Here is an 18,342-nt window from a genome sequence, read left to right as displayed (position 1 = left end):
TTATGATCGAGAAAGGAGAAACAGTATGTTTGGATTTGGAGAACACCAGGAAAACATCACGGCCACCTGCCCCTGCTGCCTTGCAGGCGGCAGCCAGACCCAGATGCAGGACATGGGTGCCCACGGGATTCGGATGGGCGGGCTGACCGGAATCGGTGGCGCTGCCCTGGGGATGTTGGGCGGCCAGATGGCCGATGATGGCGAGGAAGCATTCGAGAAAAAACTCAAGGTGCAGGTTTTTGTCTGCCCGCAGTGTCATGAGGTTTCGTTCAAGTATCGTGGAGGATTGTAAAATGGAAAAGAACCTTTGGATAGATGGAAAAGACATGACCAAGCATGATGTCATTTTTGGTCCTTCCCGTTTTGGCATGAGTGATAAGGTTGGGCTTTGCGTTATAGACAAGTCCATGGCGGGTGATGGAGTCGTCGTGGTTGACGTGCTTTGTGACCGTGATAAAGGCCGCTCAAAAAATGACGAATGAACGCATAGAGGCATTATTGCTGGACATGGCGTTTGGATTGGTGCTGTTCTTGATCTATCTTGGCTTGTTTTTGATAGCCGCCATTATTGCTTATGCGGCCATGCTCTCCGGTAATACAGCGGTCATGGTGCTGTTCGGTGTGGCTGGTTGCTGTCGTGGTGCCTATCTGTTGTTCGTTTCAGCCAGGATACAGATAGATGAAGTGCCTGCGACGGATCTTGATATGCCTATATCGGGCATATGGGTACAAGAACCGATGCGTGCGCTGATGAATCCGCCGATCAGTTTGTCGAACAATTTGCCATGTTGATAACGCATCGAATATGCGGTACTGATGGAATGATAAAAGAATGATTATCCAGCTTCTCCGTTACAGGCAGTGCATCGACGCAGTTCGAGATAAATCCGTGGAGACCCCGCGCTCATTCATGTGGATGACCTTGGCGCTGACCTTGCAGGCAATCCCTGTAGGTTATTTCAGTTCATTTGCACCAGAGGCAGCGCACTTGCCTGTTCTGTATATGGTTGTTGCTACGTGGTTGCTACTTATGCATATTCTTTACCTTAAATTTGTGGAGGAAGTATGAAAAAGCGTGATGGAACAAATTTGTGGAAGGTTATAAAAAATAAAAATTATGGGAATAGACAGAATGTAAAGCGTGTTGAGTATAAGACAACAGCGGAACAACTTGAAGCTTTAGAGAGAGAACTTAGAGAAAAGAAAGCGATAGTAGAAATGCTTGATAACCGCATTAACGAACTCAAATCATATAATAGCTTAACGCATGACGGTGACACGTTAAGCAAAGATATAGACGCAGAAACTGAAGATAAAAAATGATTCGCGTGCGCTCAAAAATTTTGGTACTTCATACGGTTGGCGTTTCTTTTGCAGCATGGCTTGCATGGATTTTAGCAAATCCTATTACATCATTTATTCCTTTGTTTGGCGCTGATATCTTTCGAGCCGCAGTCATTGGTATGCTCTTTCTTTACTGGCTATATGAAGGCTGGACTATAGTTTCTGGCACACACAAGGCTGTAAAGTATTTTGAACGGCGCTGAGGTTCTGATTTATCTTGACGGGGTTGCCCACCCTTGGCGTAATAGATATAAAAAGCAAAATCCTCTCCTCCTATCCATCCAACAAATGCAGATACCGGCTGCTGGTCGCAATGTTGGAATGCCCCATATTCTCTTGCACCTGGCGCAAGTCCATGCCCTTGGCCAGCCACGCGCTCGCGGCGGTATGCCGGAGTAAGTGCGGCCCGTTCTGCGCTTTGTGGATCCCTGCCCGGTCGAGTATCCGGGAGATGATGGTATGCAACATCTTGGGTGGAATCGCGTTGCCCTGATCGGTCACGAACAGCATGTCGTTCTCCGGATGGGAGCGGTGCCGGATCTGCAGCCAGTTGCGCATCGCCTCGATACCTTCCGGCTGAAAGCCCTCCGCTGGCTGCAAGCCTTCCGGCTGAAAGCGCACCAGGCGTTCCTTGTTCCCTTTCCCGACCAGGCGGATCCGGCCCTCAAAATACGCGCTGGCGTCCTGGGTGGTCATGGCCACTACTTCGGCTGCCCGCAAACCGGTATCGAGAATAAAACGAACCAGCGCCTTGTCGCGCATGGCGGCATAGGTATGGCCCCGATCTATGTGATTGAGCAGCTTATCCACCTCTGCCCAGGATAATACCGGAACCAGCCGCTTTTCGATGCGTCCGCCCATGCCGCCTGATCTGCGCTCTTTTTTGCTCCGATTCTCTTCCTGATATTGAATCACGAGATTCGGTAATGAATGGTCCACATTCTCCAGAAACTCATAAAACAGCATCAAAGAGGCCATCTTGACGTATTGGGTGCTCCGCTTGCTTTTCTCGCCATGCTGCCCTGTTCGGATATATTTCCGCACCATGGCAATGCTGACCTCATGCAATAACTCCACTCCGTCATAATCCAGTGCTTCGAGAAAACGTCGAACATTCGCGCAATACCCGCGAATACTGACCTGCGAGTAGGGATTTGCGAAATTCGGTCCTCTGAGCCATGTTTCAAACTGCTGCATCCAATCATTTATGTCGATCATCGCGTCTTTTTCGCTTCTCTGTTTGGTGTGGATGGAACATTACGGGTATTGTTCCCTCTACAGTGACCCCGTATCGGTACCTGAAGCGCCTATTTTACACAAATCTTATTCCTACATAAAGCCAATAGTGGTTATTTGTGTCGTTACAGTGATATTATAACCGCACATCGAACACAAAACGGAGATTATACATCATGGCAAAGAGATCTGACCCCGGCCCAGTTCGTAGGGTATGCGCGGATATTATCGGTGATGATGCGGTTGATCTGGAGATTATGGAAGTTTCGCTCGGTATCCAGAGAATCGCCAAGAGCAAAAGTGATCGGGATGGATTACTCATTAAAGCGGCTCTCCGCTCTCTGGAGCGTTCTGTTGAGAACTATCGCGGAATGACCGGCATACGGCATCCTGAGTATGACGCCTTTATGGATTGGCTGAACAGCGATGGGAAAGGGAGTAAAGAAGAAAATATCCAGAAAGCGCCTGAAGCACAAATATCCAGCAGCACGGCTGAATTATCGGCTTCTCATGCAGATACAGATGCAAACCATACAGAAGTGGAAGCATAACCCTTTTTTCTTGGTCTGCGCCGTCCTGTTCGGACTTATAGCGATTGCGGAGCCGGCGCACGCATCGGGGGGCTGGCATCGGTTCTGGAAATCTCTGGCGACGACGGCCAATATCCAGATCGGTACCGGCCCGGTGGTGGTGTATGATTTTTTCGATCCGAACTGCCCGTACTGTGCGGAAGCCTTTCAGCGGGAACTGCCGTTCATCCAATCCGGAAAACTCACGGTGCGGTATATTCCGGTGGCCATTCTCACGCCGTCCAGTCTGGGCAAGGCAGCGTCCATTCTGGATTCGCCACGGCCTGGTCACGCCCTGGCGGTGGATTTTCAGGGGGTGTTGCGGGATGGGTCGGGGGGAATCCGAAGTATGACGCCCAGCGCCCCGGTGCGGGCCGGCATCGAGCGCAATCTGCAGTTTTTGCTGCAGACCGGGAATGACGTGGTGCCGGATCTGGTTTTTCGATTGCCTGACGGTCATGGTCTTGCAGACGGCCACGTCGGTATGATTCGCGGACTGTTTCCGGCATCAGCCCTGCAAGCGATTGTTCAGGGACGGATGCCCTGATGCCATCGCTGAGAAGTGGAAATACCCATATGCCTGCTGCGTCTCATGCGGGTATGGCGCAGAAAGTGAGGAAAAGCCGCAGAAAGTGGGGAAAAGCTGCAATATGTTATCAAAACCGCGCTGGCACATTGTAAGTTCGAGCACAGGAGCACGACATGCGACACCATCCCATCTCCATATCTGGAAGACTGGCCCAGGCCATCCACGCCACGATCCCTCGTGTGCGTCCGGTTTCCAGACCGGAAAACCATCCGGAACCGGCACCCAAACCCGCCTTGCCGCATCCGCAAAGGATGCGCGTCAATCATCAGGCCATCGCCGCATCCGTTACGGATCAGATTCTGTCCACGCGGGATCCGGAAACTGGCTGGATCACCGGCCTTTGGGAACAGCCCGGAAAGCAGCGGCTCTACCAGGTGGATCTCTGCCAGGATCTGTTCGGGGAATGGCTGCAGGTGGATACCTGGTGGCGCAAAAGCACAGCCTTTGGGGGCTGCAAGAAAACCTATCTGGGTTTCGATGTGTCGCCTGAGAAGATGCGGGAGCTTTTCAGAGCTGCAGCCCTGCGGCGTTCCCGGCACAAGTATCAGGTGATTGATTGGCGGAGTTTTCGGTTTAACAATATAATCAACAATGAGGATTCACAATGATAACAAAATCAAAGGAGCACGATATGCGACTTTCTACACAGGAAAAACAGGGTATTTTGAACGCAAAAGCCAGGGCTATGCAGGAGCGCATCAAGCGCACTCGTTGGATTTGCGGCGCAAGCATCGCAACGATAGTCACGACGGTGGCCGCTGCCGTGTATTTCCGCAGCGACATCATCGCTCTCAATCATGCTGGGGGCTGGCCTGGATTTATCGTTACGTTCGGAGGGTGTTGTCTGCTCGCAATCGCGCTCACGGTGTTGTTTGCGATCATTTTGCCCGACGATCTGAAGCAGGCACTGGGGCGCGGCTGGCTCTGATCGGCCCAACCTATTGCCCATGCTTTTTGGGGGGGGCACTATCAGCAAAGTCCTCAGTCGAATAGATCTCCGTACTCCAGACCTGGCTGGCGGGCGCTATCAAGTGGATACTCGAAAAACCAGCACACACACCCCCGCCGCCAGCAGCGGCCACAGTGACTTCCCAGCGATCCGCCAGTCCGCCGGCGACGGCATGCACTCGACCAGGCATTCTGCGGCGATGATTGGGATGATGACCACCCGCCAGGCCTGCGCCCAGCTCCATGCCTGCGGAGCACCATACACCATCGCTGCAAAGGCGATCACGATCAGCAACAGGGGCGACAGGCCGATAAACACCCCGTTGTACCAGCGGGGATTGCGAATGGGCACGCGGGCCATGATGTATCCGCCGGGGATTTTCTGCGGCCACAAGCGCGGAAATGATGGCTAGCCATTGGTGAACAAGGCCGTTGTCCAATGGCTGAGTTCGTGCAGTATTACCCCCGGCAATGCCGCCATCCAGAACAGCACGAAATAACGGCGCAGTCCTCTGAGCAGGACGACACCCGCAAGGGTCAGGATCATGATGACCGTTTTGGGCGGGATCATCGGTGATCTAAATGTATTCAGTATGGCCGACGGATATTTCAGTGAAAGCTGTCACCTCTCCCCCCTCCAGAGCGACCTTGTAACAACCACCTCCATCGCCGCCATGAAAAACAGCAAGACCGCAATGATCAGCACGTCCAGATGCCGTTCCGCGCCCGCCCACAGCAGATAGACGCCCCCCGCCGCGCACCCTATCGCCCCCAGCAGTGCAAAAACAGCCGAGATTTTCTCGATGAGCGCGGAAATCTGTTTCACAAAAAGATTCCTCCCAGAACCAGGGCCAGGCCAGCGCCCGTGATCCACGGTGCCCCGGTCTGAAGCCAGTAATTCATCCCGCCGCCCGTGACCTGACGCATCTGTTCCCGATGCGATGCACTGTCCCGATAATCCGCCTGCTGCAGCTTCACCCAGGCATCCTGAATCCGCTGCGGAACCGGCCCTTTGCAGGGTGCAACCCCTTCACCAAGATGCAGGCCTTTCAGCGTGCGCTTCAGCTCCCGTGTCGTGACCACCCCTTCGGGTGCGCCCTGGGGAAAGCGTGCGGAGCCTGCCAGGACCACAAAACCCGTCACCGGTACACCGGGCACCAGTGCTTCCACGGATTTGATGTGGCCGTAGTTCTGATCCAGAGGATTATGCAGCCGGTTCTGCTTCCCGCCCGGAAACCGCTGGATCCACCCTTGTCTGCGGCCTTGGTCGTACAGGGAGCCGCTGTAATTCTTGGTTTCCAGCACGACAATGCCGGAGCGCGTCAGCACCAGATGATCAATCTGCGTCAATCCCCGCTTGCCGGGAATCGTGACATCATTCTGGATGGGCAAGCCCATGCCCTTGATAGTCAGTGATACGGATTGTTCACCCACAGCACCCTTGATCTGGCGGCGTAGGAACCGCCCACCGATGCTCACCAGAATCACACCCGGAAAAATGACATCCCAGATCATGAAACCCCCTCTATGCGCAAGCCCTGAATATCCTTGAGGAGAATATGCAAAGGGAAGGTGTCGTTCGTCGAAAGTTTTGTCCCTTCCCAATCTCCCCAATGGATCAGGCAGGCTGCCAGCATTTGCCATTCCACAGCGAATGCTAAAACCATCAATAGTTTTTCCAGCCAGGCCTGATAAGAACCAAAATCCCAATGGTTTCCAGCATGGAAAAAAGCAATGACGCCCATGGCGACAGGGACAGCCAGCTTCAACACTCTCCAGATTTGGCGAAGGAAATCACCTTTCCCTTGTGCATAGGGCCACCAGACAGGATATTCTGGCTTTAAGCTTTGCAACAAACCCACAATGCTCGACCATTCGACAGAAGCTCGAATGGTTTGTACCGCATTTTCAGCTCTTGGCCTGAGCCACAATCGTATTTTTGCTCGACGTGTCATAGCGGCACCGATAAGCCCCAACAGTCCGGACAGCAGAAAAAAAAGCATGTAGCCAAAGAACAGGGAAAGCTGTAAAGGCTGTAGATGTCGAGATTCTGACACCAGTACGGCAAACAAAAAACCGTATAAACCGACGACCCAAATTGCGGTAACTATTGCCTGCAGGCGACGCAGCCATCGTGGAAGATGCGCGTCTCCATAAACTTCTGCCACATATTTGGCCGCTATCTGGTTCAAGGGAGCAGGAATTTTTCCGGGAGCAGGGTCTTTGCGAGCGTCACCAAAACAGGCATCCCAGAATCCTATTGAATAGCTTGCCGAAAAAATTTTCACCGATTCCAGTATGGCAACATACACCCATAAACCCACTAAAATCAGAACCAGAATGGTATGCGTATGCGACATCACGACACCAGCACCTCTCCCCAGGGGTCCGCGAGAAAGACGATCATCCGCCGGGTCAGGTCCGGGACCAATACCTCGCCAACAGGGGTGAAATCTTCGGGATCATCTTCCCAGATCGGCAGGCGCTCTCCCGGCTTCAGGCGGTCGTGGTAGTCCTTGACGATGCCGTAATCATCGGCAATCAGCACTTCCCGGTCATAGCGCCGTTCGCGGCTTTCCCGGTCGCAGAGAGCGACACAGGAAAGGTGACGGGCCGGAAAATAATCCCCGGTGTCCACGGTGATGGCCAACAGGCGACCATCCTCCATGATCCATTCCATATCCGGATAGGGATAGTCATCGTCCGGCAGCATCCGGCGCGTCCAGAATTTACGCATTCCGCCTTGCCGGTAGTTCATGGCCGTGAGCTGCTGCGACCAGATACGTTCATTGACGCGCAAATCGTTGCAGGTTTCCCAGTGCAGCTCCGGATATTCCCAGGGCTCGGCATAGCGTTTTCGGGCCAGTTCCAGCCCCTTTTCAGTAAGCACCAGAATCGCCCCCGGCGCTTCTTTTCCGGATTTTTCCGAATGAATCCCGCACGGAATCCCGCGTACCCAGCCCTGGGTAAACAGCGTCCGGTCCAGTCCCCGCGATTCCTGCGGGTTGAATAGATCCTGCGTTAGAAAATCACGGGTGGTACTGCCGAAGCGGTAGATCCAGTCGAGCGCGGCCATCTGGATATCCCGCATACGCCCCTCCGCGTGCAGATGCGGAGCCAGTGTGCGTACCTTACTTACGTTGCTCATGCACGGCCTCCCTTCCCTCTGGTACTCGCCATGCCCAGCAGTACCACCAGGCCACTGACGACGTTGATGGCCACGGTCATCAGCAAGCCGACACCCAGGGCGATGACGGCCCAGATGCCGGCGATATGCAGCGCCTGGTGTATGGTCTGCGTCCAGGGCAGGGGTTGTGCCGCCAGCCATGCAATATGGCCGGGATGATAACCCATGAAGTGATCCCGCCAGATTACGATCAGCATCGCCACAAGCCAGGTCAGCACGGCTCCTGCGACACTGTAAAGCAGTTGCCGGACCAGGGATCCTTTCAGGGTTTTGGGGGTTGTTATGCTCAAAGCGAACTCTCCTTCTGCAGTACCAGGTGCACACCGCCGAGGGGATGGAAGATCCACCACCACATCGAAAAAATCCCGATGGCGAACATCATCGGCAGATACAATAATCCCAGCGCCATGGCATCCGAAGACGCGCTGCTGATCAGCATGGCGAGCAGGACAAAAAGCAGGCTGTTGCGCCAGTTGAATCCCCACCAGCAGGACAGTGCCTTGTGCAGTATGGATAATGGCTGACCATTTTTTCGCACGACACTCACCTGAATGATCTCTCCCCGGATTTTCAGGGGACGGGTGATGAGTTTTCCGGCCCAGATGCCGATACCGTAGAAGAGCAACAGCAACAGAAAAATCAGCGTGCCGATATGGACTGTCATCAGCGCCTGCACTTTCGTGTAGTGGTGATGACTCAGCCACCAATGCGTTGTTTCATTCAGGATAACCGCGCCGAACAGCGTAAAGAGCGCCATGCGCCAGAAATAACGCCAGAAAATGATCATGCTCACATCGAGATCGAGCTTCCAATGGGCATTCATGATGACAATTCCTCAAAAAAATCGAGCTGGTTTTCCTGCAGATTCTCTGTCCTTGGCAATTCCACGCCGGAAACTTGCGCATCCTTGCAGGATGCGGGATCTGCTGGTGTGTTTTGTTCGTCAGGACGCGCGTCCTGAACGGCCTGAAGATACAACGGCCCCAACCGCTGCGCGATCATCCGGATTTGCGGCAGATCTGCCGGATCCCCGTTATACCAGGGTTCCAGATAAGCCTGGGCCATTTCCTGCGCCCAGCGATCAGTCAGATGGTCCAGGTAGCCGGCCATCAGGCGATAAGCGCCCAAGGCTTGCCGCCAGGACTGAATCCAGGACTCTCGATCTGCGGAGAGCGCGGGAATGGATGGCAGGCCGGTATGATCCGTCATGATTGCGCCTCGCTTACGCCTATGCCGCTTGCCGTGGTTCTTTGTGGCCGCACGACCGCAATGGTGCCTAGCGCCAGAGCAACCCCTGCCAGCACGTCCACCCCATAGTGCCCGCCCTGGGATGGCGCAGAGGCGATGATCAGTAGATTCAGGATCAGGAATGGATACCGCAGCCACTTCCATGACCAGGCACCCGCCGCGCAAATCACCGCGAGTGCGGCGTGAAAGGACGGAAATACCACCAGCCCCTGCGAGTTCAACAGATTGATGGTGTGTAATGTACCGGCCCGCAGATCCGCCATGACCGGCACATAGCCCGTATGCTGGGCGACGGGAAGATGGTAGTAGACGAAAGCCCCTTTTGCGGGCATCAACAGGCCCACAAAGATCGTGATCAGGGCTGTAACCATGTACCACAGAACCAGCCAGCGGGCCTTGCGGATATGGCCGCTCATGGGTAGTGCAATCACCAGCAGCACGATCTCGCCACCCACCAGGTCATAGACCACGCGCAAGGTTTCGTGAAAAACCGGATTCGCAAGCACAAAATGATACCAGTCGAGCCAGTGAAAGCCCAGAGCCAGGTCCCAGGCAGCGAAGCGGCTGTCCCATTCGGGCATGACCACGGATCCGGTCAGGATGTAGTCCAGAACGTCGGCAGCGGCATTGAACAGCACAAACGCCCCCAGGCCCATGAGGGTTTGTGTGGCCATGGCCTGCCGGGGATTACTCGTATTCCCTTTGCCGGGTGCAAGCCCTCTGCCGGCATAGAACGCATACGCAATGAAGCAGTATGCGATCATGATGCCAGTGGCCGCTACTGAAAAGTCATTGACCTGAAAGCCGCTGATGACCAGCAATAATCCGTCTATAGCGGCCAGAATCAAACCCAGTAACACCTCTGGCCAGGTGAACAGCGTGCGGATGCCGTTGCGGAAATTTCCCGTCCAGGCGCGGGGATGAAAAGCGATGACCGGGCGCGGCAGATGCAAAGCCTTGAGATTTCTCATTTGGATTCCTCTGGGGATACCCTCCAGGCGATCTGGACCAGCGCCAGGATCACCGCAAAAAACACGCCCGCATCGAGCGCAATGGGCCACGGTCCCAATAGCTGTGATCCGGCAACCGCACAGGATGTGTGTGAGAACAGGCTGCAGAAGCCTGCAACGGCGTGCGCGGCATGATGGATCTCGGCAAGCTGGGCGAAGACGGCCACCAGACCGACAACCGCTGAACCAAAAGCCAGATAGATCCCTCTGGTCCTCTGTATCCAGGTAACGGGGGATGACAGGATGATCCCGGCTATCGCAAAGCGTTCCACCCAGCACAAGGCACAAGGCTCCAGAGCCTGAAAAAACTGCAAGGCAAACACCCAGATCAAGGCGATAGCCGCCAGAGTGCTGGTCGTCAGCAGAATGCCCCACTGGATACGGGCAAAAAAACCCTGCCATCGTATGAGTAACGGCCCCAGGACCAGAGGCGTTACACCGACCGCGATAGCCAGGAGTTCCCCGCTTTTCCCCACGGGCAGCCAGTGCAGCTCCGCAATGACCGCTAAGGTGCCGCCCAGAGCTGAGAGTATCGCCAGACGAATCCCCGCCGGATGTCGGGAGAGGATGACGGCGGTATAGATTGTGGAGAGGATCAGTGCCGCGACCGCGAGCCTCATCCACCAGGGAAACGCGCTTTGTGTCAGGGACCCAGATACTTCAGCAGCGCCCTCAGCCGCACTGCTGGCAGCCGCAAATGCACTGAAACTCGTGGCGGATGCAGAAAATGTCGAGATACCCGCTTGGGCACCCGCGAGGCAGACTCCGCCCGCGCAAGCGCCGGCGCTGGCGGATACGACCGCTGCCAGGGTGCTACCCAGGCTCGTAAAGCTACCAGCAAGGTTTCGCGTACTCATCCGCACCCTCCCGCCGCACAGTTCTGCGGCGTATAGCCTGCCGGGAGCAGGCTTTGGGGGGAGGGGTCGGGACTGGTCGGGGGATTATCTATTTCTGTCCAATCGGTATCGTTGGTGGAAAGAATCGTCTGCCCGGCACTGTTGGTAATGGCCAGAATGCCTGCAGCCGGATTCTCGAACTCCGTAGGATCCGTGGATGGTGAATCGGGATCATTCATCACCATGAAATCCACGGTATCCTCCCCCGGCGGAAGTGATATGGCGATGGTCGTCAGGGACGTGTAGGTGTTCGTATAACCCACTTGTTCGCCATTGACCCATACCCAGCCGAAATTGTCTGCCGCAAAAGTCAGCGTCGCCGGCATCGTGCCGTCTGTGGGGTTGTCGTAGGTTGCCTGCATGATCGAGTAGCCAGCCTGTGCCGTGCCCGATATGCCGGTATTGGATCCGAATAACCATTCCGCGCCACTGCCTTGAATGGCGGGGTTCGTACAAACAGAACCGGGTTGCCAGCCGTTTTCGGAAGTGTTGCAGGCCCATGAATAGGTCGGCTGGTTCAACTGGCTCGCAGGGGGTGGCGTTTTACATTCCGTGGATAGCGGCGCGTATTGCTGACAGGTCCGCACCGACACGAGCTTGTAATTCTGGAAAACGACCGGGAATGACGGACTCTGTTCATATTGCCCTGGCGACAGATAGTTCCCGAACGTCACGGTGCCATTGAATGTGCCGTTCACATCTTCCCCGGTGATGCCATAGGTCGGCATCCAGTCAAAGTTCTGGTCGCAGTTGTTTGAACCGCCGAACACATTGTTCATGTTCAGGCCCTGACCGTAGTTGCCGCCTTGCGGCACCGATATGGGCACAGTCACGCCATAGTTTTTCTGCCCTACGCTGGCACCGGGATCGTAGGAGTTGTTCTGTAGCACGATCTGTACAACCCCGCTGTTCGTGCATTGCGTGTAGGCCTCGAAGGTATCACTTTCATAACCCCCGCAAGAGCTGTTTCCGGCATTGGTCCATTGCGCGAGCACATGATTTTGCGTGCCGGGGGTGCAGGTCGGTTCGGTTTCGATTTGCGTCGTACACCGATAACACGGCCCCCAGTAAGGCATGAGGCCGGTATGCCGGGAGTGGATATACGACTCGCCTAAAGTGTTCATCTGCAGGTCGTCACCGGTGATGCCGTACACTGATGCGGCCTGTGCCGCCAGCGGGAGGGTGATGGCGGATAGCGAAAAAAGGGCAAACAAGAGGCGGTTTCGCATGGCTATTCCGTCTTGCAGGTTTTCGTGGTGACGGGGTGGCAGGTGGTGACAGGAGGGCTGCAAGTTTTTTTCGTAGGACAGTTGCCTGTCTGCGTCAAGGTGCAATACCAAGAATCAGAAGAAAACTCGCTACAGTTACTACCAGTCACTTCCTCGGTCGTATCACTTATCCCGCATAAGCTGAAACTACTGCTGCTACCACTAAAACCAAACGACAATCCATCAGGATTGCGACCGCAAACAACAGTAGAATTATAATAAACTGCACAATTAGGCGTCGTCGTGCAACTCGGCTGCGTCGTCGTGCAGTTCTGCACCGTGGTGGTGGTACAGCAATTCGGTTCCGTGCTGGTTTGCGAACAGGTGCAGGTGGTGCTGCTATTTTCATAACTTCCAGCACGGCTCTCGCAAATACTGTAATCGCTGGTACATGCTGGCACCGCACTGGTCGCGGTCTGCGAACAGGTGCATTCATTGGTGCTGTTCTGATAATTCGGCAGCGCCGCTTTGCAGAGCTGATAGTAGCTCGTGCATTGCGGGGTACTGGCCCCGGTCGGGCAGGTGCAGTCTTCATACTGTGCATCGCTGCCCAGGCGATTTTCTTCGATCTGCAGAAGATTCGGACAATCCGATGCGGGTAATGCCGTACAGACGGGCTGTGTTGCCCCTACCGGACAATCACACTGCTCATCTGTGGGAATCTGTCCATCCCCCATTTCCTGCTGCAGAGTGGCTTCGCAGTTATTCGTCGGGGAAGTGGTCGGCTCCGATTGGGTCGGCGCGGACAGGGGAATGGTGTAGGACGTTGGCCCGCCAGAAAACTCACGGGCAATATCGTCCTGAATGGTGTCGCCGGAATACGCCCACGCCTGTACCGAGAATCCGAGCAGGATTCCGGTGAGGAGCCATTGGGTATTCCGGCTGAACATTTAGGACTCTGCCTTAGCCGATTTTGTAGGCTCTTTGCAAACTCCGTTCACGCAAAGCAGCGGTTCTTGCTTATATCGGGCAAGCACAAAAATCCAATGCGGATGTTTTTTGGAAAATGCCTGAGTATTTACTTCTTGCCGTGAAACTGATGTGTTAGAACCCCATTTCCATTGATCTGTTAGCGCATAGTTATTAGCAAGGGGCTTGAGCTTCGTCACCCATACAGCAACCGGGGAAAGCCTTACAGAAACACTGGCAGGACGGGCTTTGTACTTGATTTCGTAGGATCCAGAACCAAGTCTCCAGCGCATTTCATGCGGCTCCCAAATGACCCCATGATCTTTCCATGATGTATGTCCAACGACTACTCCAGCTAAATGAGTGGGTATATTTGCCTCCAGTATCGCAGCTTGAGGTGTTTCTGCCTTTGCCTCTTTGTCGTTGGCAAAAAAGCGTGTGGCATAGATAGCGTTACCAGCCTGATAGGTTTTTAGTCCGGCAAGATCTGGCCCACCATTAGCCAACAGTAATCCCGCTATTCCTAAAGCCATATTTCCGGAAGCGACACCTCCGATCCCAGCCATGGTCGCACCAGTGACAATTCTGGATATATTGATAGCATCCGAGAGTCCTTGCATTCCTGCGGGGAGATTGCCGCTCTTGACTGATCCGGAAATAAGGGGCGCTGGGCCTACTGTTTGGAGTATAAACTCCGTCTGGCACTCTCTATAATATTTTCCCCATGAACCGCTGCACCCTTTCCAATGGGTAACATTGGAAGTGTTTTTTAGCGCACGCTGTAATGTGGGAAATTTATGATTGTCGCCACTCGACATGACTGACGGTGCAGAAGCGCACCCGGCCAGTGCAACAACGGCAAAACCCAAACCACATTTATAAACAATTCTGGTCAGTTTTTTCATCTATTATTCCTCTATCGGTTGCGGAGCCATATCAGCATTGACATCACCATTTGGATGATCAATCTGCCCCGGCGTGTACATTTCAGAGCCAGCCTTATTGCTTCCAGCAGTCAAGCCAGCTTTTTGAAGCATAGCCGTCCATGCCGAAAGTGACACGTCGTTCCAGTCCACATCCGCCAGTTGCTGGGGAGTAAATCCGGAACAGTTCGGATTTTTGGGTGTCCCATATCCCCCTGCCACACTCGGTTGCCCGATTTTGATTTGCGATGCAATGATTCGGTCCAGAGGGGATCCATAGCAGCAGAAGATGTCCTTGTGCTCCAGGCAGAATCCCAGGAACTTCTCCGTGCAGTAGGTGCCGATGTTTTGGCATTCGTGGACCTTGCGCTTTTCACCCAGCTTGAACTCTTCTTTTGTACAGGATGTCAGAATCTGCGCGATAATTTGAAGAATCTGAAAAACCTCATAGGCCAGCATAATCCAGCCAACTATCGGGATAATGGTGCTGGTTATGGTGCTCATGATTTGATTCGCCATGTTTTGGCCAAATAAATTGGTGAGAATCTGTGTGGCTTCGTTCTTGAGCCATCCTTCAACTTGGCTTTCAACCCCAGATATAAGTCCTTTAGATGCCGCTGCGTGCGCTGCCGCTTTTGCCCCTGCTGAAGCCAATGCGCCTCCCGCACTGGAAGCCGCAGACGCCCCCCCAAAACCAAAAGCGTTTTCTACCCCCTGGGCCGCGCCTTTGAATGCACTGGTAATATATCGCCATCCGTCTGAGGCCCAGGTGTCAAACTGTTTATAAACACTTTCATTCCATGCGTGAAAATCACCAAACACTGAAACATTAGCATCCAGCTCAGAATTGTTGGCTATGCTCCAGGCATTTGTTCCTAACTCCAGATATTGACCGATATTCGGGCCGTTCGCCGCCGCCTGCTCACCCTCCTTACAACAATTATTGGTAAATGTCCCTCCAAATGGCCAGGTCCGGCAGTAACTTGCCTTCCCCTGAAAAATAATCGGCTGGCAATTTCCAGCAGCGATGGATGTGCCACTGGCACACTGCATACTCTGCTCCATCTGCTGCAGCGCAGAGAGTGCGGTTAGAGCTTCCGAAAAGTGCAAGTCCTGATTCCCGAAGAGCGCATGACATTGGGTACCCATGCACTTGATCGGGCTGTTGCAGAGGATGCTCTGCGCGTGGGTGTTGGGGTTGGTGCCCGTCACCGTCTGACCGGGGTTGATGGTGACGGTACCACTGGAAGAGGATCCATTGGTCGGGGTGTACAGCCAGTGGCCGTTGGTGTCGATGAGCACCTGCCGGGTGCCATTGACCGTCCCGATGATGGAGAGGATCCCGGCAGAGGGGTTGGCTGCTGTGGTGCCCGCTTCATCATTGGTGATGTAAAAAAGGATTTCATCAGGACCGGCAGGCAGGGATACCGGCACGGATACCACGCCGCCCGTAGAGGGATAGGCTTGCGATCCAGATTTTCCCTGATCGTTATAACTCGCCACCTGGGTGCCGTTGATGTCCACGACACCCTTGTCATCAGCGGCCATGTAGAGCGTGGCGTTGATCGTGGCCCCGGTCGTGTTGGAATAGGTGCCTTCCATCATGTCGGTCTGACCATTGGGCACGCCCGCCCCACAACCGCCAGTCGTGCCGTAGATCCACTTTGCATTCGGGTCCGGCCAGTCGGCGGCGTCGATCCATCCCGTACTCGTGTGGGTGGAGAGCGATTCCGAACAGGCGACCGGGTTCGACTGAATACTGGGCGCACTGGTGCTGGTGGTGGATACCGAAGTCGAGCTGGTCCCGCTGTTGGCAATGTCCAGATTGTTGTTCGTGCAGGCGACGTTCTGGTAATACTGGCTGAATACCGAAGGATTGCTCTCGATGAACGGCATCATCTTGTTGATCATGCCCTGATTCGCGGGGTTGGCCAGGAACTTGTTCAGCATCGGATCCGTGGTGTAGCTGTTCAGTCCGCCCGGATAGGTGGAAATATTTTCCAGATAGGATTGGGCCACATTGCACTGCCCGTAGATCTCTTGGTACTGACGCGATGCGGTAGTGGTCTGGGCATAGTTATTGGATAGTGCTATGGAACCGTTATCCCCGACTTCTGCAACACCTGTTGTTTGCCCGATGAGGCTGTCGGCCTTGTCTGACAGACCGTTGAGCGTATGACTGAGGCTTTCAGCTTCTGTCGGTGTCGTGATGCTCGTGGGGAGGGATCGGCAGGCATTCGTGACATTGTTCAGTGTACCCGCCCAGGTGTCGCCAAGACCGTTTAGACTGGGCACGCCAGCGCGACTCAAGAGATTGCAGGCCGGGGCATATTGATACTGGTTATGGATTTTCGGCGCACAGGTGGTCAGCAGTGCATTCCCGGCAGAATGCACATCCGCGAGCGAAGTGCCAAATTGATGGATACTGGCCAGGGCGTTCGTATAGGCCGCATTGCCGCCGCTGCTTTCGGCCTGCTCGATGGATTGAGATTCTGCATTGAGCGCCGTCTGGCACACCGTCTGGGCACGGGTAACGGCCCCCACTCCGGTGCTCTGGAAACTGTCCAGCGGTTGCGGCCACCCGTTCGGACAGGTCGGATCACTCATGAGGGCGGCATTGGCGCTGTCCGCCTGGTTGATGGCGTTGCCGGGGGTCAGGCCCACATTATCCGGTAGATAATACTGGGATGCACCCGACTCTCCGGGGGTCGGGTTGCTGCCCGCGAATCCCTGCATTTCCTGCTGCCCGGCACCAGAGGCCGCGTCTTCCTGACCGCCCAGCAGCAGATTATCTCCAAAATTCACGCCGCCCTGCGCCTGATTCACGAATTGCCCGGCCAATGCCGTGGCCGTGGACTCGTAATAGAGGCCAATACCGAGCATGGCGGCGATAAACGCCGATGCGACCGGGCGGCGGCGCGTGGAGTGAGACATCCAGCAGAAGAATCCCATATCAGCCCGTCATTCCTGTATGCCCAATGACGCCCAGACAGCAGTTGGTCCACTGCCAGACCAGATAGACGTAATTTTCTCCCGTCGCGGGCTGACTGTCCCATTCACCCCACTGGAAAGGCGTCTGGCCCATCCAGTGCGTGCATTCACCGGACTGGGTAGGCGGAGCCTGGATGTTCACGCCGCCGTTTTGCGTGACCGTGCCCTGGTTACTGGCGGCAGGGGTCACATAATTGGCGGGGGGGATGCTTTCCTGCCCCGTTTTTGTATTGCTATTGATATTCGGAGCCGTGACGCTGGCATTCGGCTCCTGATTGGTCTCGTCGTTGGGAAACATGATCTGGAAGCGATACTGGGCCTTGGGCAGCACATAGGTCCGCCGTGGGCCGCAGACGACGCTGTTGCCGGTCGTGCGCTCCAGAAATCCCAGCCGGAATCCCATGGCCAGCATCCGGGCCACATCCAGACTCGATGCCTGAATGGGATCGTCGCCACCCAGGTTGCTGCCGACCATGGGATAGAGCAATCCCCAGCAGCCCGCCGTCCAGTATTCATCGTCAATGGGTTGGGCACCCAGGGATTCCTGGGCGCATTCTTCGGTCGCACCGAGCAATCCGATAGGATTGTCGTAGAGCAATTCTTCGGGAGAAGCGAGGAAGCTCAACAGATCGTTATTCCAGGTCGGAAACACTTCGCTCATCAGCATGAGATTCATACCGTGATACCCGGTATTGCAGTCCGGAATATCGGCGAGCTGCATCATGGTGATCAGCGGAAAAGTCCAGAGCTGGACATTGAAGAACGTGGAATTGTGCTGGGATGTGCTCACGCCAGTCCCGACGTTGCCGCCCCAGGATCCGGTCCATTGGCTCCCGACCGTGGAGCTGGGATCGAGACTGACACCGCCCAGAACCGGTGAGCAGAACGGATGGCTCACTGCTTCGATCAGCATGGACGGCTGCCAGTATCCGATCTGGATACCGATGGTTGGAAGCTGCAGATGTTTCAAACTTCCGCCACAGATGCAGGTCGCTCCAGATGCCGCCCCATTGGGCACGCCTGAATTGCCACCGAACCAGGTCATACCCGCCACCCGCATCGGGAACATGGCCGACCAGCAGACGCCGCCAATCAGTTCTTTGAAAATCCCCGCATCCGGGCACATGGTGGCTACTTGTGCGCCTGCGGCGAGTGCCGGGGATGCGAACGCGAGCGCAGCGCAAAATATCAGCGCCCCGACACTTTTGCGTCGCATCTTTTTGC

At 54.9% G+C, this 18,342-nt stretch carries 26 protein-coding genes; 9 read left to right on the top strand and 17 right to left on the bottom strand.

What is annotated here, in order from left to right:
* Positions 1-25 precede the first annotated feature (25 nt).
* The 5 genes from B1757_RS02595 (at position 26) to B1757_RS14990 (ending at position 1,547) form a co-directional block, all read left to right on the top strand.
* A complete protein-coding gene (locus tag B1757_RS02595; RefSeq protein WP_101536834.1) occupies positions 26-292 on the top strand; it encodes a hypothetical protein in 267 nt (88 codons plus the stop codon).
* A gap of 1 nt (position 293) precedes the next feature.
* Complete coding sequence (locus B1757_RS02590; protein ID WP_101536833.1) at positions 294-482, top strand: hypothetical protein; 189 nt, start codon at positions 294-296, stop codon at positions 480-482.
* Positions 472-792 carry a hypothetical protein gene (locus B1757_RS02585; protein ID WP_101536832.1) on the top strand — a complete coding sequence of 107 codons (321 nt, stop codon included), beginning with the start codon at positions 472-474 and terminating at the stop codon, positions 790-792. Before B1757_RS02590 ends, B1757_RS02585 begins: the two co-directional genes overlap by 11 nt.
* A 273-nt stretch (positions 793-1,065) precedes the next feature.
* Positions 1,066-1,323 (top strand): hypothetical protein, encoded by a 258-nt coding sequence (locus tag B1757_RS02575; protein WP_101536830.1) that lies wholly within the window; start codon positions 1,066-1,068, stop codon positions 1,321-1,323.
* Positions 1,320-1,547: a hypothetical protein gene (locus B1757_RS14990; RefSeq protein ID WP_143484195.1), complete on the top strand. Its 228-nt coding sequence runs from the start codon at positions 1,320-1,322 to the stop codon at positions 1,545-1,547. Before B1757_RS02575 ends, B1757_RS14990 begins: the two co-directional genes overlap by 4 nt.
* Positions 1,548-1,617: 70 nt before the next feature.
* On the opposite strand, the gene B1757_RS02570 is transcribed toward B1757_RS14990, so the two are convergent.
* Positions 1,618-2,562 carry a tyrosine-type recombinase/integrase gene (locus tag B1757_RS02570; protein WP_101536829.1) on the bottom strand — a complete coding sequence of 315 codons (945 nt, stop codon included), beginning with the start codon at positions 2,560-2,562 and terminating at the stop codon, positions 1,618-1,620.
* Between the two features lie 194 nt (positions 2,563-2,756).
* Here B1757_RS02570 and B1757_RS02565 point away from each other — a divergent pair, with 194 nt between their 5' ends.
* From B1757_RS02565 to B1757_RS02550, 4 genes are all read left to right on the top strand, one after another.
* Complete coding sequence (locus B1757_RS02565) at positions 2,757-3,131, top strand: hypothetical protein (RefSeq protein ID WP_143484194.1); 375 nt, start codon at positions 2,757-2,759, stop codon at positions 3,129-3,131.
* Positions 3,103-3,696, top strand: a complete 594-nt coding sequence (locus B1757_RS02560; protein WP_101536827.1) for a thioredoxin fold domain-containing protein — start codon at positions 3,103-3,105, stop codon at positions 3,694-3,696. The genes B1757_RS02565 and B1757_RS02560 overlap by 29 nt, the downstream gene beginning before the upstream one ends.
* 155 nt (positions 3,697-3,851) lie before the next feature.
* Positions 3,852-4,346, top strand: coding sequence for a hypothetical protein (locus B1757_RS02555; protein ID WP_101536826.1), 495 nt, complete (start codon positions 3,852-3,854; stop codon positions 4,344-4,346).
* Between the two features lie 23 nt (positions 4,347-4,369).
* Complete coding sequence (locus B1757_RS02550) at positions 4,370-4,666, top strand: hypothetical protein (RefSeq protein ID WP_143484193.1); 297 nt, start codon at positions 4,370-4,372, stop codon at positions 4,664-4,666.
* Between the two features lie 99 nt (positions 4,667-4,765).
* Here the strand turns inward: B1757_RS02550 and B1757_RS15675 are convergent, their stop codons facing one another.
* Genes B1757_RS15675 through B1757_RS02485 form a run of 16 tightly spaced genes read right to left on the bottom strand, consistent with a single transcriptional unit; the run spans position 4,766 to position 18,334 of the window.
* Positions 4,766-5,047, bottom strand: coding sequence for a hypothetical protein (locus B1757_RS15675; RefSeq protein WP_253253668.1), 282 nt, complete (start codon positions 5,045-5,047; stop codon positions 4,766-4,768).
* Between the two features lie 48 nt (positions 5,048-5,095).
* Positions 5,096-5,257: a hypothetical protein gene (locus tag B1757_RS15670; RefSeq protein ID WP_253253667.1), complete on the bottom strand. Its 162-nt coding sequence runs from the start codon at positions 5,255-5,257 to the stop codon at positions 5,096-5,098.
* Positions 5,258-5,308: 51 nt separating this feature from the next.
* Positions 5,309-5,512, bottom strand: coding sequence for a hypothetical protein (locus B1757_RS02540; protein WP_101536824.1), 204 nt, complete (start codon positions 5,510-5,512; stop codon positions 5,309-5,311).
* Positions 5,509-6,201 carry a nuclease-related domain-containing protein gene (locus tag B1757_RS02535; protein WP_172437566.1) on the bottom strand — a complete coding sequence of 231 codons (693 nt, stop codon included), beginning with the start codon at positions 6,199-6,201 and terminating at the stop codon, positions 5,509-5,511. The genes B1757_RS02540 and B1757_RS02535 overlap by 4 nt, the downstream gene beginning before the upstream one ends.
* Positions 6,198-7,046 (bottom strand): hypothetical protein, encoded by an 849-nt coding sequence (locus B1757_RS15305; RefSeq protein ID WP_172437565.1) that lies wholly within the window; start codon positions 7,044-7,046, stop codon positions 6,198-6,200. Before B1757_RS15305 ends, B1757_RS02535 begins: the two co-directional genes overlap by 4 nt.
* The gene (locus tag B1757_RS02530) at positions 7,046-7,834 is read right to left on the bottom strand and encodes a hypothetical protein (RefSeq protein ID WP_101536822.1); all 789 of its coding nucleotides are present in this window, start codon (positions 7,832-7,834) and stop codon (positions 7,046-7,048) included. Before B1757_RS02530 ends, B1757_RS15305 begins: the two co-directional genes overlap by 1 nt.
* Positions 7,831-8,163 (bottom strand): hypothetical protein, encoded by a 333-nt coding sequence (locus B1757_RS02525; protein WP_253253666.1) that lies wholly within the window; start codon positions 8,161-8,163, stop codon positions 7,831-7,833. The genes B1757_RS02530 and B1757_RS02525 overlap by 4 nt, the downstream gene beginning before the upstream one ends.
* Positions 8,160-8,696: a hypothetical protein gene (locus tag B1757_RS02520; protein WP_101536821.1), complete on the bottom strand. Its 537-nt coding sequence runs from the start codon at positions 8,694-8,696 to the stop codon at positions 8,160-8,162. The genes B1757_RS02525 and B1757_RS02520 overlap by 4 nt, the downstream gene beginning before the upstream one ends.
* The gene (locus tag B1757_RS02515; protein WP_101536820.1) at positions 8,693-9,082 is read right to left on the bottom strand and encodes a hypothetical protein; all 390 of its coding nucleotides are present in this window, start codon (positions 9,080-9,082) and stop codon (positions 8,693-8,695) included. The genes B1757_RS02520 and B1757_RS02515 overlap by 4 nt, the downstream gene beginning before the upstream one ends.
* On the bottom strand, positions 9,079-10,092 hold the full coding sequence (locus tag B1757_RS02510) for a phosphatase PAP2 family protein (RefSeq protein WP_101536819.1): 1,014 nt from the start codon (positions 10,090-10,092) through the stop codon (positions 9,079-9,081). The genes B1757_RS02515 and B1757_RS02510 overlap by 4 nt, the downstream gene beginning before the upstream one ends.
* Complete coding sequence (locus tag B1757_RS02505; protein WP_101536818.1) at positions 10,089-10,988, bottom strand: disulfide bond formation protein B; 900 nt, start codon at positions 10,986-10,988, stop codon at positions 10,089-10,091. Before B1757_RS02505 ends, B1757_RS02510 begins: the two co-directional genes overlap by 4 nt.
* Complete coding sequence (locus B1757_RS02500) at positions 10,985-12,256, bottom strand: hypothetical protein (RefSeq protein ID WP_253253665.1); 1,272 nt, start codon at positions 12,254-12,256, stop codon at positions 10,985-10,987. The genes B1757_RS02505 and B1757_RS02500 overlap by 4 nt, the downstream gene beginning before the upstream one ends.
* A gap of 2 nt (positions 12,257-12,258) precedes the next feature.
* Positions 12,259-13,185 carry a hypothetical protein gene (locus B1757_RS14985; RefSeq protein WP_143484192.1) on the bottom strand — a complete coding sequence of 309 codons (927 nt, stop codon included), beginning with the start codon at positions 13,183-13,185 and terminating at the stop codon, positions 12,259-12,261.
* Complete coding sequence (locus B1757_RS02495; RefSeq protein WP_101536817.1) at positions 13,186-14,109, bottom strand: hypothetical protein; 924 nt, start codon at positions 14,107-14,109, stop codon at positions 13,186-13,188. It lies immediately after the preceding gene.
* 3 nt (positions 14,110-14,112) lie between these two features.
* Positions 14,113-17,061: a conjugal transfer protein TraN gene (traN, locus tag B1757_RS02490; RefSeq protein WP_253253664.1), complete on the bottom strand. Its 2,949-nt coding sequence runs from the start codon at positions 17,059-17,061 to the stop codon at positions 14,113-14,115.
* Positions 17,062-17,080: 19 nt separating this feature from the next.
* Entirely contained in the window at positions 17,081-18,334 is a 1,254-nt protein-coding gene (locus tag B1757_RS02485; RefSeq protein WP_101536815.1) for a TraU family protein, read from the bottom strand.
* Between the last annotated feature and the right edge of the window lie 8 nt (positions 18,335-18,342).

The organism is Acidithiobacillus marinus (assembly GCF_002847505.1).
Lineage (GTDB): Bacteria > Pseudomonadota > Gammaproteobacteria > Acidithiobacillales > Acidithiobacillaceae > Acidithiobacillus > Acidithiobacillus marinus.
Note: the sequence above shows the minus strand (reverse complement) of the source record. Positions and strands in the feature narration are given on the sequence as shown.

What these genes read in the sequence shown, in the direction of transcription:
- B1757_RS02595 (WP_101536834.1), top strand. Translation starts at nt 26, where the DNA reads ATGTTTGGATTTGGAGAACACCAGGAAAACATCACGGCCACCTGCCCC.
- B1757_RS02590 (WP_101536833.1), top strand. Translation starts at nt 294, where the DNA reads ATGGAAAAGAACCTTTGGATAGATGGAAAAGACATGACCAAGCATGAT.
- B1757_RS02585 (WP_101536832.1), top strand. Translation starts at nt 472, where the DNA reads ATGACGAATGAACGCATAGAGGCATTATTGCTGGACATGGCGTTTGGA.
- B1757_RS02575 (WP_101536830.1), top strand. Translation starts at nt 1,066, where the DNA reads ATGAAAAAGCGTGATGGAACAAATTTGTGGAAGGTTATAAAAAATAAA.
- B1757_RS14990 (WP_143484195.1), top strand. Translation starts at nt 1,320, where the DNA reads ATGATTCGCGTGCGCTCAAAAATTTTGGTACTTCATACGGTTGGCGTT.
- B1757_RS02570 (WP_101536829.1), bottom strand. Translation starts at nt 2,562, where the DNA reads ATGATCGACATAAATGATTGGATGCAGCAGTTTGAAACATGGCTCAGA.
- B1757_RS02565 (WP_143484194.1), top strand. Translation starts at nt 2,757, where the DNA reads ATGGCAAAGAGATCTGACCCCGGCCCAGTTCGTAGGGTATGCGCGGAT.
- B1757_RS02560 (WP_101536827.1), top strand. Translation starts at nt 3,103, where the DNA reads ATGCAAACCATACAGAAGTGGAAGCATAACCCTTTTTTCTTGGTCTGC.
- B1757_RS02555 (WP_101536826.1), top strand. Translation starts at nt 3,852, where the DNA reads ATGCGACACCATCCCATCTCCATATCTGGAAGACTGGCCCAGGCCATC.
- B1757_RS02550 (WP_143484193.1), top strand. Translation starts at nt 4,370, where the DNA reads ATGCGACTTTCTACACAGGAAAAACAGGGTATTTTGAACGCAAAAGCC.
- B1757_RS15675 (WP_253253668.1), bottom strand. Translation starts at nt 5,047, where the DNA reads ATGGCCCGCGTGCCCATTCGCAATCCCCGCTGGTACAACGGGGTGTTT.
- B1757_RS15670 (WP_253253667.1), bottom strand. Translation starts at nt 5,257, where the DNA reads ATGATCCCGCCCAAAACGGTCATCATGATCCTGACCCTTGCGGGTGTC.
- B1757_RS02535 (WP_172437566.1), bottom strand. Translation starts at nt 6,201, where the DNA reads ATGATCTGGGATGTCATTTTTCCGGGTGTGATTCTGGTGAGCATCGGT.
- B1757_RS15305 (WP_172437565.1), bottom strand. Translation starts at nt 7,046, where the DNA reads ATGTCGCATACGCATACCATTCTGGTTCTGATTTTAGTGGGTTTATGG.
- B1757_RS02530 (WP_101536822.1), bottom strand. Translation starts at nt 7,834, where the DNA reads ATGAGCAACGTAAGTAAGGTACGCACACTGGCTCCGCATCTGCACGCG.
- B1757_RS02520 (WP_101536821.1), bottom strand. Translation starts at nt 8,696, where the DNA reads ATGAATGCCCATTGGAAGCTCGATCTCGATGTGAGCATGATCATTTTC.
- B1757_RS02515 (WP_101536820.1), bottom strand. Translation starts at nt 9,082, where the DNA reads ATGACGGATCATACCGGCCTGCCATCCATTCCCGCGCTCTCCGCAGAT.
- B1757_RS02510 (WP_101536819.1), bottom strand. Translation starts at nt 10,092, where the DNA reads ATGAGAAATCTCAAGGCTTTGCATCTGCCGCGCCCGGTCATCGCTTTT.
- B1757_RS02505 (WP_101536818.1), bottom strand. Translation starts at nt 10,988, where the DNA reads ATGAGTACGCGAAACCTTGCTGGTAGCTTTACGAGCCTGGGTAGCACC.
- B1757_RS02500 (WP_253253665.1), bottom strand. Translation starts at nt 12,256, where the DNA reads ATGCGAAACCGCCTCTTGTTTGCCCTTTTTTCGCTATCCGCCATCACC.
- B1757_RS14985 (WP_143484192.1), bottom strand. Translation starts at nt 13,185, where the DNA reads ATGTTCAGCCGGAATACCCAATGGCTCCTCACCGGAATCCTGCTCGGA.
- B1757_RS02495 (WP_101536817.1), bottom strand. Translation starts at nt 14,109, where the DNA reads ATGAAAAAACTGACCAGAATTGTTTATAAATGTGGTTTGGGTTTTGCC.
- traN (WP_253253664.1), bottom strand. Translation starts at nt 17,061, where the DNA reads ATGTCTCACTCCACGCGCCGCCGCCCGGTCGCATCGGCGTTTATCGCC.
- B1757_RS02485 (WP_101536815.1), bottom strand. Translation starts at nt 18,334, where the DNA reads ATGCGACGCAAAAGTGTCGGGGCGCTGATATTTTGCGCTGCGCTCGCG.